The organism is Chitinophaga dinghuensis (assembly GCF_003259435.1).
GTDB lineage: Bacteria > Bacteroidota > Bacteroidia > Chitinophagales > Chitinophagaceae > Chitinophaga > Chitinophaga dinghuensis.
Window position 1 is genome coordinate 560,966 of record NZ_QLMA01000004.1, and the last position, 16,440, is coordinate 577,405.

Annotated in this window: 11 protein-coding genes and 1 riboswitch; of the genes, 10 read left to right on the plus strand and 1 reads right to left on the minus strand. The window is 44.8% G+C overall.

What is annotated here, in order from left to right:
• Positions 1–16 precede the first annotated feature (16 nt).
• The 3 genes from CLV59_RS14430 (at position 17) to CLV59_RS14440 (ending at position 3,299) form a co-directional block, all read left to right on the plus strand.
• Complete coding sequence (locus tag CLV59_RS14430) at positions 17–1,150, plus strand: cytochrome-c peroxidase (RefSeq protein WP_111592743.1); 1,134 nt, start codon at positions 17–19, stop codon at positions 1,148–1,150.
• A gap of 109 nt (positions 1,151–1,259) precedes the next feature.
• A complete protein-coding gene (locus tag CLV59_RS14435) occupies positions 1,260–1,850 on the plus strand; it encodes a TetR/AcrR family transcriptional regulator (protein WP_111592744.1) in 591 nt (196 codons plus the stop codon).
• Positions 1,851–2,048: 198 nt separating this feature from the next.
• Positions 2,049–3,299 carry an MFS transporter gene (locus CLV59_RS14440; protein ID WP_111592745.1) on the plus strand — a complete coding sequence of 417 codons (1,251 nt, stop codon included), beginning with the start codon at positions 2,049–2,051 and terminating at the stop codon, positions 3,297–3,299.
• Here the strand turns inward: CLV59_RS14440 and CLV59_RS14445 are convergent.
• Positions 3,289–4,218, minus strand: a complete 930-nt coding sequence (locus tag CLV59_RS14445) for an alpha/beta hydrolase (protein ID WP_111592746.1) — start codon at positions 4,216–4,218, stop codon at positions 3,289–3,291. The two genes, CLV59_RS14440 and CLV59_RS14445, sit on opposite strands and share 11 nt — an antisense overlap.
• 50 nt (positions 4,219–4,268) lie before the next feature.
• Here CLV59_RS14445 and CLV59_RS14450 point away from each other — a divergent pair, with 50 nt between their 5' ends.
• From CLV59_RS14450 to metE, 7 genes are all read left to right on the plus strand, one after another.
• Complete coding sequence (locus CLV59_RS14450) at positions 4,269–4,886, plus strand: RNA polymerase sigma factor (protein WP_170137758.1); 618 nt, start codon at positions 4,269–4,271, stop codon at positions 4,884–4,886.
• A 110-nt stretch (positions 4,887–4,996) separates the two neighbouring features.
• Positions 4,997–6,133 (plus strand): FecR family protein, encoded by a 1,137-nt coding sequence (locus tag CLV59_RS14455; RefSeq protein WP_170137759.1) that lies wholly within the window; start codon positions 4,997–4,999, stop codon positions 6,131–6,133.
• Between the two features lie 188 nt (positions 6,134–6,321).
• The gene (locus CLV59_RS14460; protein WP_170137760.1) at positions 6,322–9,672 is read left to right on the plus strand and encodes a SusC/RagA family TonB-linked outer membrane protein; all 3,351 of its coding nucleotides are present in this window, start codon (positions 6,322–6,324) and stop codon (positions 9,670–9,672) included.
• 10 nt (positions 9,673–9,682) lie between these two features.
• Entirely contained in the window at positions 9,683–11,038 is a 1,356-nt protein-coding gene (locus CLV59_RS14465; protein WP_111592750.1) for a RagB/SusD family nutrient uptake outer membrane protein, read from the plus strand.
• 14 nt (positions 11,039–11,052) lie between these two features.
• On the plus strand, positions 11,053–11,928 hold the full coding sequence (locus CLV59_RS14470; protein WP_170137761.1) for a DUF4843 domain-containing protein: 876 nt from the start codon (positions 11,053–11,055) through the stop codon (positions 11,926–11,928).
• Between the two features lie 21 nt (positions 11,929–11,949).
• A complete protein-coding gene (locus CLV59_RS14475) occupies positions 11,950–13,542 on the plus strand; it encodes a PKD-like family lipoprotein (RefSeq protein ID WP_111592752.1) in 1,593 nt (530 codons plus the stop codon).
• Between the two features lie 193 nt (positions 13,543–13,735).
• Positions 13,736–13,927: riboswitch (cobalamin riboswitch) on the plus strand.
• Positions 13,928–14,088: 161 nt separating this feature from the next.
• Positions 14,089–16,407, plus strand: a complete 2,319-nt coding sequence (gene metE, locus CLV59_RS14480; RefSeq protein WP_111592753.1) for a 5-methyltetrahydropteroyltriglutamate--homocysteine S-methyltransferase — start codon at positions 14,089–14,091, stop codon at positions 16,405–16,407.
• Positions 16,408–16,440 lie beyond the last annotated feature (33 nt).

Consider the following 16,440-nt stretch of genomic DNA (forward strand, 5'->3'; position numbering starts at 1 on the left):
CAATTTTGTATAAGTAATGAAGAGAACGATTTTTATTTTATCAGGTTTGTTGCTGATAGTAGTGACATCTGCGTTGAATAATGGCAATGGCGCTGCGCAGCAGGAGGCCGACAGCTTGCGGGCATTGTACGCGCGCCCGGTGGCTTTCTGGCCGCGCCCGGACATTGATTCAGGCGCTGTCTGGCAGGAGTTTGCCCCAATATTGCCTGATACCATGTTGCCACAATTGTTGGAGCAGCCACAGATCAAGCTGGGAAAGACATTATTCTTCGATCCACGTTTATCAGGTAGTAACCAGATATCCTGTAGTAGTTGTCATGATCCGGATTTAGCCTGGGGAGATGGCAGAACGGTATCTCTTGGGCATGATCATTTGCAGGGGAGCAGGAATACGCCTTCATTGCTGAATGCAGGAGTGGCGCATAAAACGTTTTTCTGGGATGGCAGATCCGCTTCTCTGGCAGATCAGGCGGTCAATCCTATTGCCACCCACCACGAGATGAATATGGAGCCGGCTTTACTATCGGAGAAACTGGGTAAAATAACGGGTTACAGAAAATTATTTCAGGCGGCCTATGGATCGGAACAAATCAGTATAGACCGTATCGTGCAGGCGTTGGCCGCTTTTGAAGGCACTATTAAAAGCAGGACCAGCAGGTTTGATTTATTTTTGATGGGCAATTATAGGCGACTGACAGACGAAGAAATCCAGGGTTTGCATTTATTCCGTACCAAAGCCCGTTGTATGAATTGTCATAATGGGCAGTATTTTACGGACGACGCTTTTCACAATATTGGGCTGACGTATTATAAACGTAAGTATGAGGATTTAGGGAGATACCGTATCACGGGAAATGCGGCGGATGTAGGGAAGTTTAGGACGCCTTCTCTCCGTGATGTGATGCTGACGCGGCCCTGGATGCATAATGGTCTGTTTGATAATATAGAAGGCGTCATCAATATTTATAACAGCGGTATGCAGATGATGAAGCCCAGGCCTGGTCAGGAAGGGGATAGTTTGTTCCCCCGTACAGATCCGTTAATGAAAGAGTTACACCTTTCGCCGGAAGAGAAAAAAGCGGTGGTGGCTTTTCTAAATGCAATAACGGGTGTTCCTTATAAAATGCGAAGGCCGGAATTACCACAGTAAAATATTTTTTTGATTAAAAAGACACTGATTTCCAGTGTCTTTTTCTTTTTTTATAAAGAAATGCAAAGAATTATTTTAAAATGAGCGATCGCTTATTTATTTTTGTGTCATGAGATACAGAGATGAGAACAAAGTTCAGAGTATAAAGCAGAAGGCAATTGAGATGATTGCCGGGGAGGGATTGGAGAATTTTGGTATCAACAGGTTAGCGAAATCTGCTGGCGTATCTCCAGCGACTATTTATATATATTATAAAGATAAGGAAGACCTGATTAATTCCATTGTTCAGGAGGAAACAGAAAAATGGGTAGCGGCCCTGTTTAGAAATTTTGACCCGGAAATGTCGTTTGAGGAAGGCTTATGGGTACAGTGGAAGAATCGTGCAGACAGTGCCATAAAGCATAGAGATGTAAATCTTTTCATGGAGAAAATCCGCAATACTTCCTACGGTAAAGATCAACAGATCAAAATATCCCAGTGTATGGCGAATTTTATGGGAGATTTTGTTAAGAATGCAGTGAAGCGCGGAGAGATTACATTTAATACGCTGGAAGTTTATTGGGCGGTAGCATTCGCTCCATTGTATACATTGGTGAAATTTCATCAGGAAGGCAGAAGCATTTCAGGCCGGTCATTTAAACTTACAGAAGAAATCATGCGTGAAACATTTAATCATGTAATAAAAGCGTTGAAGAAATAATACAGATACATATTTGACACCACTTTAGGCAGACAACAACAACTCGATTAAATCTCAATTCATCACTCTTTCAATTCTTAAAACATTGAAAAACTAACATCTGTCATCTTCACAGAAGATGCAAAGCCCTGATTCCAACCTGTTAGCATGCTAACAGTTATTGTTTAGCTCTTATTAATAAATGAACGCTTGCTTATTATGAAAACAACACCTACATTTAGTTCTCAACAAAAGCTGGTGATTTTAATGCTTGCATTAACCCAGTTTACAGTTATACTGGATTTCATGGTGATGTCGCCACTGGGCGACATGCTGATGAAATCTATGAAAATCACGCCCGATCACTTTGGTATTGTCGTTGCCGCTTATGCTTTTAGTGCTGGTATTTCCGGATTACTCACTGCAGGATTTGCGGATAAATTTGACCGTAAGAAGTTACTGATATTCTTCTATGGCGGTTTTATTCTTGGCACCTTGGCCTGCGGATTGGCTACTACTTATCCGATGCTGGTAGCTGCACGTATTATTACCGGTTTATTCGGCGGCGTGATAGGATCTGTATCCATGGCCATTATCACAGATATTTTCCCACTGGAAATGCGTGGTAGGGTAATGGGATATATGCAGATGGGATTTGGCGCCAGTCAGGTATTAGGTATTCCTATTAGTTTGTATATCGCGAATCATTGGGGATGGGAATCTCCTTTCTTCATGGTGGTGATCCTGGCGGCTGCTATCATGGCGCTGGTAGTATTCCGCCTGCCTTCTGTGACTGCCCATCTGGCTTTGCAACAAGATAGAGGAGTAGTAGAACACCTGCTGCATACCGTGAAAAAGAAAAACTACCGTATTGCTTTCATGGCCACTGCGTTGTTGTCTGTCGGCGGTTTCATGATGATGCCTTTCGGTAGTGCATTTGCCATCAACAACCTGCATGTTACCAAAGAGCAACTGCCTTTGCTCTTTACATTCTCTGGTTGTATGTCGCTCCTGGTGATGCCAATGATCGGAAAAATTGCAGACAAAGTAGACAAATTTGCCTTGTATAGCGTTGCTTCGCTCTATCTGATGATTGTAGTGGTGGTGTACACTAATCTGGCTCCACATCCGCTTTGGATGATTATCCTTATCAATATGCTGATGCTGGCTGGTATACTTTGCCGGATGGTACCTGCTACTGCACTGATATCTGCGGTGCCTGAAATGCAGGACAGAGGCGCTTTTATGAGTATCAACGCTTCATTGCAGCAAATTGCAGGCGGACTGGCAGCTGTTTTGTCCGGGCAGATTGTTACGCAGAAAGATAGCTTCAGTCCACTCCAGCACTACGATACCGTAGGCTGGGTAGTGGTTGCCTTCAGTATGTTGAGTATACTCCTATTAGGTCGTGTAAGTAAAGTGATCAAGGCTAAAACTGCTGCTACCAAAGCGACAGCCTTTAGCGCATAAACTTCCTGATAGCTTGCACGAGTTCCGTGCGAATTGGCAGCTCCGGTTTTTGATAGGTGGCATAATTTGCCTGTATATCAGCCGGAGCTGTTTTAAATATATGACTCATCCCGTCGATGATCACCAGGGTTGCTTTAGGGGAGGCTGCTTTGAGCCAATCTGCATCCTCTTTACTTACTTGTATATCGGTGGTTCCCTGAATAATCAGTACGGGAATATGCAGTTTGGCAATTTCCTGGGTGGGGTCCAGTTTTAACCAGGAGATCATATATGGTTGAATGGAGGGCCGGAATAATGCCATCAGATTTGGATCGATAGGCCCCTTCAGCGTATGGCCAGACTCCAGGGTGTCCAGCATTTTATTAATAGTAGGCGCCATAGCAGGTACGCGGGCCAATTGTCTGCGAAGCGTTTTCCCCGCAGGTTCTCCCGCGCCGGCGATAGAGATAAATCCTGCCACCGGTACTTCCTCTGCGGCCATCATACCGATAAGTGAGCCTTCACTGTGTCCGGCAATATATACTTTAGAGAAACGCTTGTCTGCCTTCAGCGTTTTGGCAAATAATACCGCATCTTTTACATAGTCTGTAAAAACCACATCTGCTTCCGATTTATAAGCAGCGTGACTCGCAGCAATTCCTCTTTTATCATATCTCAGCACAGCGATATTGCTTTTCAGCAATGAATCGGCCAATTGCTTATAACTATTTGTTTTCAGGTTGATGGTATTATTCCCGTCTCTGTCTGTAGGGCCGGAACCTGCTATCAGCAGAACGACCGGTACTGGATGATGGGTTTCCGGAATGGTCAGGGTCCCAAATAAATCGCCGGTAGGAGTGTGAAGGGTGAAGGGCGTTTCCTGAGCCACAGCAAAAAGAGAGAACAACATAAAAGCGCCGCTGAGTATAACTTTTTTCATATGCTGGAGGTTATCTTGTGAATATCCTACTTTTTTTTCTATTTTTAGCCTTGATCGAGGACTTAAACGACTTGGAGGATACAGCATTAAATAACACGCAATCCCTGCTGCAGAGAGTCGCTGCAGGTGATGAACAAGCTTTTCGTGTATTCTTTCACGAGTATAGCAACAATATATATACGGTAGCGTTTATGCTTACCAAATCGGCCGTGATGGCGGAGGACATGGTGCAGGAGATTTTCCTTAAACTATGGCTTAACAGAACTGCTTTGCCGGAAGTGACCAATATTCGTGGTTATATATTTATCCATGCCAGGAACCATATATTTAATGAGTTAAGGAAAAAATCGTCCGACCCCCGGTTTATAGAGGAACTGACGGATTATCTCGGGGAAGTAAGAGATACGCCGGAGCATCAGTTACTGGAGAAAGAAGGCCGGGAACTATTACAGGCTGCAGTCCGGAATTTGCCAACGCAGCAACAACTGGTTTACCAACTTAGTCGGGATGAAAATTTGACCCAGGAAGAAATTGCCCACCGCCTGGGGATTAGCAAACACACCGTTAGGAATCACATGGCACAGGCGCTGCAAAATATCCGGCAGTACCTGGAATCCAATGCCAGTGAGGTTTTACTGCTTATTTGTGCTATCGAAATGCTGTCCTGAAAAAAAAGTTTAATTTTTTTTCAGACAGACTAGTATTCCCTGTTCAGAATTGTGTCTTTATGCAAGTAGGGGGTTCAGACAACTGAATTTTCTGCGAGTAAATGAGTAGAATGAATCGTAAGAAAGAATTACTGGAAGGGCTGGTGAATAATACGCTCACCACATCAGAATTGCATGAGTTACTGGCGTTTATACGTCAGGGTGATACCGGCATGCAGGAACTGATCCATGAATGGATGGATAATCCGGCTCATACAGGGTTGCTGACGCCTGAGCGGGAGCAGCATTTGTTCGAACGTGTGATGGAGCAGGCCAGGAATGCAGAAAAACCAGTGGGTAAGATCAGGAAGATGCGGATCTGGCGAACCGCCGCTGCTGCTGCGATATTGGCAGTAGTGGTAGGAGGGACTTATGTCTACCTACAACAAAAACAACCTACGCATCAACTGGCAGAGATGGCCAATCGCAAGCCAGCAGCCAACAAAGCGATACTGACACTCGCCAATGGCCAGCAAGTAGAGCTGGACAGCGCAGGTAATCAAATATTAAAACAAGGTAATGCGACGATTCAACAACGCAACGGAGAGCTGGAATATGCGAATAGCACCGCTTCCGGAGAGGTTACCTATAATGAATTAACTACCCCAAGAGGAGGACAATTTGTACTGGTATTACCGGATGGGTCCAGGGTTTGGCTGAATGCCGCGTCCTCTGTCTGTTTTCCCACCTCCTTTGTGAAGGAAAGAACAGTTAGCGTAACTGGGGAAGCTTATTTTGAGATTAAACAGGATGCCTCCAGGCCATTTATTGTACATACAACCCGCTCCGATGTACAGGTATTGGGTACGGCTTTTAACATCATGGATTATGCAGAGGAGCAACAGCAGACCACCCTCGTCAATGGCGCTGTAAAAGTACTGGCAGGAGGGAATGCCGTCTTGCTACAACCTGGTACCATGGCCAGATTACAGTCAGGTAAACTGACTGTCACGAATGCGGATGTGAATATGAATACAGCATGGAAAAATGGTCAGCTTTATTTTACTGGTCAGGATGCCTATGCAGTATTAAGACAAATATCAAGATGGTATGATGTAGACATACAGCTGAAAGGCCGATTGCCCGATACGCGTTTGGGCGGCCTGATGGACAAAAATGTTCCATTGTCTGCCATACTGGAGTTTTTGAATGAGAATGGAATAACAGCTAAACTTGATGGATCAACCATAATAGTAACAGGAGATTAATACACCGGTTGTTAGATACAACAGTGAACTATTCGCCGTTTTAACTTCATTCATTTTAATCCCCCCGGCCATTAAAATTAGGTAGTCTTAGCAATAAGGCCCGGCGGAGCTTTGCCTATACAAACCAACGAAAAGATCAAAAACCAACCATTTATTTTATGCCATTATCAACCAAATTGCTGTTAACAATGAGAATAACTGCAGTGTTATTACTGGCGGCCACTTTGCAAATCAGCGCAAAAACCTATGCACAACGGGTCAACCTCCGTGTAAAGAATGCGCCGTTACAGGAGGTGATTACACAACTCCGACAGCAAACGGGTTTTGCCTTTTTCTGGAACCAGGAGCAGGTGGACAGAATGAATCCCATATCGGCCGATATCCGCAACGCTTCTTTGAAAGAAGCCATGGAACAGTGTCTGAATGGTTCAGAAATGTCCTTTTCTATCAGTGAAAATAATAAAGCGGTTTACCTGAGAAAAAAAGTGACCGCTGCTTCCAAAAATGTACTGGAAGTTGTACCCCCGGAACTGGTGACAGTTACAGGAAAAATTACAAATGAGAAGGGAGAGCCTTTACCCGGCGCAGTAGTGGTGGTACAACATACCTCCAAAGGAACAGCTGCGGACGGAGAAGGTAGATTCTCTCTGGTCAACGTACCAGAAGATGGCATGCTGGTGATTCGCCTGGTAGGTTATGAGCCCATCGTTTATTCGTTGAAGGGGAGGAAAGATCTCCAGAATATCGTTTTTCAAATGAAGATTGCTTCACAGCAGATCAGTGAAGTGACCGTTTCTACTGGTATTTTCACCAGGAAGAAAGAGAGTTTCACGGGGTCCTACGCCGTGTATACCGGTCAGCAATTAAAAACAGTAGGGAATCAGAACATTATCCAGAGCTTACGTACACTGGACCCTTCCATGCTTGTTCTTGAAAATAATCTGGCAGGTTCTAATCCTAATGCTATGCCTAACCTGGCTATCCAGGGAAAAACAAGTATGATTGGGCAGACAGACGCATTGAAGAATGATCCTAACCAACCGCTGTTCATTCTGGATGGTTTTGAATCAGATCTGCAAACCATTGTAGGGCTGGATATTAACAGGGTAGCAAGTATTACCATTTTGAAAGACGCCGCTTCTACTGCCATCTATGGTTCTAAAGGCGCCAATGGAGTGGTGGTAGTGGAAACAAAGCTGCCGAATCCGGGTGCAATGAACCTGATGGTAACCAGCGATAATACGATTCAAATGCCGGATCTGCGCGACTATAATATGATGAGTGCAGCGCAGTTACTGGAATATCAGCGTATTGCCGGTGTTTATACCAGTAAAGATATGAACGTCCAGGAAGGCATGGACAACATCTATAATAAACGTCTGACGGATGTGCAGCGCGGTCGTAATACTTACTGGCTGGGGAAACCATTGCAGAAATCTGCCTGGAGTCAGAACTATTCTGTTTATGCCGAAGGTGGAGATACTAAGTTTCGCTATGGGCTGGGCCTGAAGTATGGCAATGTAGATGGTGTGATGAAAGGCTCTGGCAGACAAACCGGAAACGGAAGTATAGACGTAGTTTATAAGACAGGCAAACTTTCTTTCACCAACAAGATGTTGCTGACAACTATTAAGGGAACGGAATCTCCTTATGGCAGCTTCACTGCCTTTGTAAAAGGAATGCCTTACTACGAGGCCAGCAACAATAAGTATCTTGATTCTACAAAAGATAACTTCTACAATCAGTGGCAGCGTGTTTCCAATCCCATGTATCAGGCAATGTTGCCTAATCGGGATGAAAGTCGCAGTATGCAGATCACAGATCGTTTCTCTGCTTTCTATCAGTTAAACAAGAATATCCGTTTCGATGCCCGCATCGGACTCACACAGAACAATGACGAAACCGAGTACCTGCGTTCCCCGCTGAATGCAGAGTTTGATGCAGTCGATGTTACCCAGAAAGGAAAATTCGTACATGGACGTACGCGTACTTTTAGTTACGAAGGATATTTGCAAGGTAGCTATGGGGCTGTATTTAACGACCGCCATGAAGTGAATTTTGTTCCCGGGTTTACGGTGAACAGTAACACCAATACCAGCGATAGCTATACCGCTGTGGGTTTTCCTGCTTCCTCTTTCCTGACGCCATCCTTTGGAACTGCTTATCCGGCAGGTGGATATCCTTCCTATGCAAAGGCAGTTAGCAGAAGTACCAGCTTCTTTGCCAATGCGCACTACGGATACGACAGAAGATATATGGTAGATTTTACCTATCGTAATGATGGTTCTTCCGTATTTGGTATCAACAGAAGATTTACCAGTACATGGACATTTGGCGCTGCATGGAACCTGCATAATGAAGCCTTCCTCAAACATTCTGCTTATATCAACTATCTGCAGATTCGTGCCAGTGTGGGTAATCCTGGGAACCAGAATTTTGGATCTTATAACTCCTTCAGCACACTGTCGTTCATTGGCGGCGCTTTGAATGATTATGGAACCGGTATGATGGTGAGCACCTGGGGGAATTCCAATCTGGCATGGCAAAAAACAATTAATAAAACAGTAGGATTTGATGCGAGATTACTGAACAGCAGGTTGAATATGACCTTGAATGTTTATGATAAACTCACCGATCCATTAGTAGTGGCGTTGAATACTGCACCATCAGTGGGAATGACATCACAGGTATTGAATATGGGAAATTCCCGTACTCGTGGATTGGACTTTACAGTAAATGCAACGGTACTTAGCAAGCCGGATCAGCGGATGTACTGGAGAGTCAATGCCAGTGGCTCCCATTACAAATCAGTTTATGGCGGTATTGGCAATAAGTTGTCTCAGTTTAACAGCAGTAGCGAAGCTGCTGGTAGCAATGACAGTATTATTCATACTTCTTCAGGGGGCAATCTGGCATTGCAACGGTATTATGATGGCGCAAGTCCGGATGATATCTGGGCCGTTCGTTCGCTGGGTATAGATCCTGCTAATGGTAGAGAAGTGTTTTTGACGAAGGACGGTCAGCGTACCTATGATTATCGTGCAGCCGATGCCGTTAGAATAGGAAATTCCCAGCCCTCCATGCAAGGGGTGATTGGTACCAGTTTCCAACTGAAAGGTTTCTCGCTTGGTATTAACATGCGTTACATGTTGAACTCCTGGCAGTTGAATTCTGCCGTTTACAACAAAGTAGAGAATGTTACCCTGTGGCAGTCGATGACCGAAAACCTGGATGCCAGGGCATTAACAGGCCGCTGGCAGAAACCGGGAGATCAGGCGCAGTATAAAGGAATTACCATTACCGGTACGACCCCAATTTCTTCCAGGTTCATACAAAAGGAAAATGCATTGACAGGAGAGTCCTTCTCTTTTGGCTATGATCTTATGGGTGCTCCATGGCTGAAACGTGTTGGTATGAACAGTCTGAGATTAACAGGTTATATGAATGACATTTTCAGATTATCCACCATCACCCGTGAGCGTGGTATTGATTATCCTTACGCAAGATCTGTATCCTTTACAGTGAGTGCATCATTTTAATTACTGAATTATGAAAAGATATATCATAAACTGTCTGGTGGCAGTAGTTGTAATAGCTGCTTCCTCCTGTAATAAATTCCTGGACGTAAAGCCGGAAACTTCCGTTGGAGTAGATGAGGCTTATCAGACACCGGAAGGATTTAAACAGCATCTGAATGGCGTATATCTGCAATTAGCGGCTAAAGAAGCATATGGGGGTATTATTTATCCGGTGGCCGCGGAGTTGCTGGGACAGCGTTATCAGCAGGGTGATAATGTGGGTACTAACTATACCTATGCAGATGTAGCCGGTTATAATTACACGGCGGCGGGTCCCAAAGCACTGTTTAATAGCATATGGAGTGGGTTGTATAAGCAGATCGCTAATCTGAATATGATCTTGCAGAATATTGATGCCAAGAAAAACATATTCGATGACAAGACTTTCAGAATGGTGAAAGGAGAGGCCTTGGCGCTTCGTACCTTCTGTTATTTTGACCTGATGCGTTTTTATGGTCCGGTGTACAAGACAGATTCGACTGCTCCTGCCATCCCATATTATACTCATACCACAGCTGATCCGGGAGCATATCTTCCGGCAAAACAGGTAATGGATTCTATTCTCAGAGATGGGGTACGGGCCTATCAGTTGCTGGATACTTCTATGGATCAGGACTGGGGGCGTATGACGCATTTTGGTACTGCTGCATTACTGGCGAGAATGTACCTCTATCGGGGAGACAAGGAAAATGCATTTGCCAAAGCGATGGAAGTAATGAGTGCACAGGCGGTGTGGTGGAATTTTACCAAGTATACCGATGTGTCAAAAGATCCGGTATTGTCTGGAGATGCGCTCTTTACGTTGCAGAATACAAAGCTGGTTGATGTTTTTAATTCCTGGTTTTCGCCAGCCATCATTACTCCGTCCCGTATGCTCTATGCTAATCCCAACGTGCTGTCTACTACCTACGAAGGAAAGACAGACGATCCCCGTAACTCCACCTATGTATGGAATGTTCCGGCAGGGTCCACCATTACCTTCAAATGTTTTTATAAGTTCCAGGCGGCCCAGCGGATGCCTATCATCAGAGGTTCTGAGTGTTTCCTCATTGCTGCGGAAACGGCTGCTAATCCAGCAGATGGCTGGAGATATCTGAACGTAGTAAGAGGAGTGAGGAACACGCCGATGAATACCATAGGGTTATTGTCTGATGCTATTGAAAAAGAATACAGGAAAGAGTTCTGGGGTGAAGGGCAAATATTTTTCTATTATAAACGGCTGTTTACTGCCTCTATTCCTTCCGGTGTCGTAGATGGACAGAAAGTATCAATGACCGCAAAAACCTACCAGGTGCCAGTTCCGGACGCAGAATCCAATATTCACTAAAAATTACAATGAAGATGAGATACAGAAAATTATGCGCCGCAGTCATATTATTCCTGCTCTTCGTTGTAGCAGGCTGCCGCAAGGAAGAATTGGCCCGGTTTAATTCCCGGGATGCCGTTTATTTTTACCAGGGTACTTATGATACCGTGAACGTTTATTTCCCTAAGGCAGATGGTACTTATGGTATACAACAAACCCGTTTTAATTCAGATACCACCCGCAACCTGGATACCATGGTTAGTATCATAGGAGCAGCGCCGGCGACCGCGCAGGAAGTAATTCTGGAGGTACGTGTTATGTTACAGGGGAATACCTCCAAAAGCGACAGGAAGTTTAAATTAAATATCGATCAGCAGACATCTACCATCCCAATGGATGCAATTACCATGAAGGATGAGGATTGCGTGGTGAAGGCCGGAACTTCGGTTTCCTATGTACCTGTGCGTATCAAAAGGCTGGCGCAAATGGCGAAACAGCCCATGTATATCACGGTGAAGCTGGCCGCTGTGACCAATGATCTTTCAGTAGATTATGCCTACAGAACCGTCAGCAAAACACAAAAGAATATTATTACCCGCACCTATGGATTATATGATAATGTTCCGAAACCGGGTTGGTGGTCATCGATAGGAGAGTACTATTTTGGTCCATTCTCTCGCGCCAAATACACATTCATAAAAAACTATTTTGGCGTAACTGACGATTACATTCAAAGTAATGACCTGAGTCCCTATATCCTGATCGCGTGGGGGCAACGTTTCTACTGTGTACTCAAAGCATTGACAGATGCTGGTAAGCCAGTAATGGATTACAATGATGTTACAGGCGTTGCTTTTCCCATGGCATCGGGAGGTTCTTCCAAGAATAGTTGTATAGAGGATTTACAATAGTGCATTTCAAAATTATCAGACATGTCATCAACCAGATATATAAATTTTAAAACCATTACCCTTGGATTATTTGCAGGGGCGATGCTGACCGGATGTTACCGGGATATGGGCAATTATGATTTGAAAGATGTCAATCAGATTGCTGTAGATAGTTTACTAGGTATTAAGGATGTATATCAATATGACACTTTAAGGGTTACTCCTCATTTCAGTGCCACCCAGGATACTGCTGTGTTACAACAGAAAGACAGGTTTTACTGTGAATGGTATGCCATTATCAATGGTCAAAATAGTTCTATCCGCTTGGATACTACCCGAGTACTGAATACAAGGATTAACCTGGCAGTGGGTACCTACAAGCTCTTATTCCGCATGAAGGATAAGGTGAATGGCAACATGTATTCATTAAGTCAGGGTGGATTAAATGTGGTTTCCGGAACTTATGAGGGCTGGCTGGTATTCAGTGATGTGAATGGCGCCGCTAAACTGGATATGGTGAATTTCCTCACAGGAAAGGCGCCTGCGATCACGAAAGATATCCTGGCGGCCTCTCCTGACCTGCCGAAAAAATTGACTGGTCCTAGGGATGTGGCTTATATGTTCTCTAATACTAATGCCAATACTGTTCCTGCGCCGGGCCATGGTACTACCAATGCGGCCGATAAAGAATGGATCTATATCTGTACAGACCAGGGCGCCTGGAAACTCAGGAATGATGACCTGACTACCAAATGGCAATGGAATACAGTGCATGAGTTTACGACGAAAGACTCTGCTACCTTCCATCCTGCTTTTGTAGGATCTGGCGGGTCTACTATTAGTCCTTCTTATCTTTATCTGCATGACGGGCAGGATAACGTTTATGAACGCTATAACTACATGTACTATGGCAACCCGATAAATATTGTTTCAGGGGAGACCAAAAGATTTAAGGCAGCGCCTTTTATCGGCCGTCATTCCAAGCTGAGTGTAACTGCTGCATTAGTGTTATTTGATACAGAGAAGCGCAGGTTCCTGCGTTATTCGCCTACAGCAGGTCAGTGTACCGTGCCTACTACAGATCCGGCATATATGCCTTATTTCAATTACAACAATGTAAATATGGATTTGGTATGGCTTCGTTCTACTCCTTTTAATTCATTGACATATGCCGTATTGAAGGCTGCGGATAATTCCAGATGGCTGGCGGTATTCAATATCAGTACTACGAATGTGCAGGATAAATTTGTAAAACTTACCGGACCGGATATTGACAAGGCAACGCATTTCGCCATTGACAAAAACAGCGGCGCATTGTTCTATTCTGTTGGTAGTCGCGTATACGCCACCAGTAAGGATTACCCGGATCAGACCTATATGGTGCTGGATGCAGGACAGGAAGAAATTACCTTGTTAGAACAACATGTATTCTGGGCTTCCAAATACATGGATGTGGCGCCTGCCAACCGTGGAAATTACCTCATGGTAGGGACCTATAATGCAGCTACCGGCAACGGTACGCTCACAGGATATTATCCGGCTGATTTTGTGAATAATCATGCCGCGTTAACTAAAACAGAAAGCTTTACCGGCTTCGGTAAAATCAATGCTATTTCATATCGGGAAAGATTTTAAAAACCAACCATTCATTACTTAGCTAACGGCTCCGTCTTCTGGCGGGGCCTTCTTTTTGGAATAATATTCTTCTGAGTGTTGTTTTTTGTGAATATTTTCCTGTTTTATGTGATAATTTGAACAATTATTCTTTTTATTTGGTTGTTTAAAGATGATTGTTCTATATTTGTTTCATAGTCTTCTTTGATTTACTTTTTTTGAATACAGCTATGGTTGCTGCCGTTAATTGGCAGCATTAAAAGGGAACGGTGTGCAAATCGCCGGCTGTCCCGCAACTGTAAGCAGTTACCTGAATTTCATCCCATAGATGTCCATTGTCTGCAAAGGCGAGAAGGACGGATGGAATACTGCTAGCCAGGAGACCTGCCATAGCTGGATGTTGACAAATACTTTCGTGGAATGAAGTGGGTCAGCTTTCAGGTATATCAGCAAATACTGACGTACGCAGTGTGTCTGCCGATATCCTATCCCGCATCAGGCTATGAAGGTGTTGGAGTAAATGAAAGATGAGTTATCATCTTAATTGACTTTAAAACCGGAAGTACCATGATCACACACAACCTGGGCTACCCGCGGATCGGCGCCCATCGTGAATTAAAAAAAGCTAATGAATCCTACTGGGCAGGAAAAATCACCGCTCAGGAACTGGAACAAACGGCCAAAAATATTCGTCTGAATAACTGGTATCTGCAAAAAGATGCCGGCATCGATATCATCCCCTGTAACGATTTTACTTTTTATGATCATGTGTTGGACACCTGTCTGATGACAGGCGCTATTCCTGCGCGTTACCATGATCTGCTGGTGGAGAAACAGCTGCCACAGCTGGATCTGCAATTTGCGATGGCCAGAGGCTTTCAGAAAGAAGGCCTGGACGTGACTGCCATGGAAATGACCAAATGGTTTGATACCAACTATCATTACATTGTACCGGAGTTCGCTGCTAACCAGCAGTTTTCTCTCTTCTCCGAGAAAGTGATTTCTCAGTATCATGAAGCTAAAAGAGCCGGGTTTGAAGCCAAACCAGTAATCTTAGGACCCGTATCATTCCTCTTGTTAGGAAAGGAGAAAGAGAAAGGTTTCCATCGCTTGCAATTACTTTCCAAATTGCTGCCGGTATACCTGGAAGTATTACGTAAACTGGACGAACTGGATGCGCATTATATCCAGTTTGATGAACCATGTCTTTCCCTGAATCTCGGTCAGGAGGAAAGAGATGCGATTACCTCCGCTTACACTACTTTGCAGAAAGCCTTCCCGCAGCTTCATTTTATCCTGGCTTCCTATTTCGAATGCTACGGAGAGAATCTGCAAACGGTATTACAGTTGCCTGTACAAACGTTGCACCTGGATCTGGTACGTTGTCCGTCTCAACTGGAGGATATCCTGGCAACAAACATTCGTCATACAAAACTTCGTTTATCCCTTGGCGTAGTAGACGGCCGCAATATTTGGAAGAACGATTTTGATCAGTCGCTGGCCCTGATTCGCAAGGCCCAGGAGGCGCTTAGCAATGAGCGTTTGCTGATAGCGCCATCTTGCTCCCTATTGCATGTGCCATGTGATCTGGATCTGGAAACAGACGAGAACAATTTACCGGCTGTTGTCAAATCCTGGATGGCCTTTGCAAAGCAAAAGCTGGATGAAGTAAAAATACTGGCGGATTTAGCTGGCAATACCCCATCCGTGAATGCGTTGCAGTCGCTCAAAGATAATCAGGCCGCTATGGCGGATCGTCGTACTTCTTCGTTGATTCATCGTCCGGCGGTAGTGGCGCGTACTGCTGCTGTTTCGGAAGACGATGCTCGTCGTACCAGTGCTTTCCCGCAAAGGAAGCAATTGCAGCAGGAGGTATTGCATTTGCCAAAATTCCCTACTACTACCATTGGTTCTTTCCCGCAAACGGCTACTGTTCGTTCCTGGCGTACTAAATGGAAGAAAGGCGAGCTCACCGCTGCGGAATATGATACGTTGATTAAAGAAGAAACAGCGGCCTCTGTCAGGTGGCAGGAATCCATCGGAATGGATGTGCTGGTGCATGGCGAATTTGAGCGCAACGACATGGTGGAATATTTCGGCGAGCAACTGGAAGGGTTTGTCTTTACACAATATGGCTGGGTACAGAGTTATGGAAGTCGCTGTGTGAAGCCGCCGGTTATTGTGGGAGATGTGGCCCGTAAAGCGCCTATGACGGTTTATTACACCCAATATGCCCAATCCCTGACCGATAAGCCGGTAAAAGGGATGTTAACAGGCCCTGTGACGATTCTGCAATGGAGCTTCGTACGCAACGATCAGCCGAGGGCTACCACTTGTCTGCAAATCGCCCTGGCGATTCGGGATGAAGTACATGATCTGGAAGAGGCAGGTATCCGGGTCATTCAGATTGATGAACCTGCATTAAGAGAGGGATTGCCGCTGCGTCATGAGAACTGGGACAACTACTTGCAGAGTGCGGTGAAAGCCTTTAGAGTGGCCTCTTCCGGCGTAACGGATAAAACCCAGATTCATACGCATATGTGTTATGCAGAATTCAATGATATCTTCGAGAGCATTGCAGCATTGGATGCAGATGTGATCACCATTGAAACGAGTCGCTCTCAATCTGAACTGCTGGAAGGTTTTGCTCATTTCAAATATCCGAACGATATTGGGCCGGGAGTATATGATATTCATTCGCCAAGGATTCCTTCTGAGGAAGAAATGGTGCACCTGATGGAACAAGCGATGGCAGTGATTCCGGCGGAACAACTCTGGGTGAATCCGGATTGTGGTCTGAAAACGAGAGACTGGCCTGAAACCAAAGCTGCCGTAGCCGCTATGGTGGCTGCTGCCAAAACCTTGCGCAGCAAAGTAACTGCCTGATATATTCCGTAATATTTCGTAAACAACTGATGA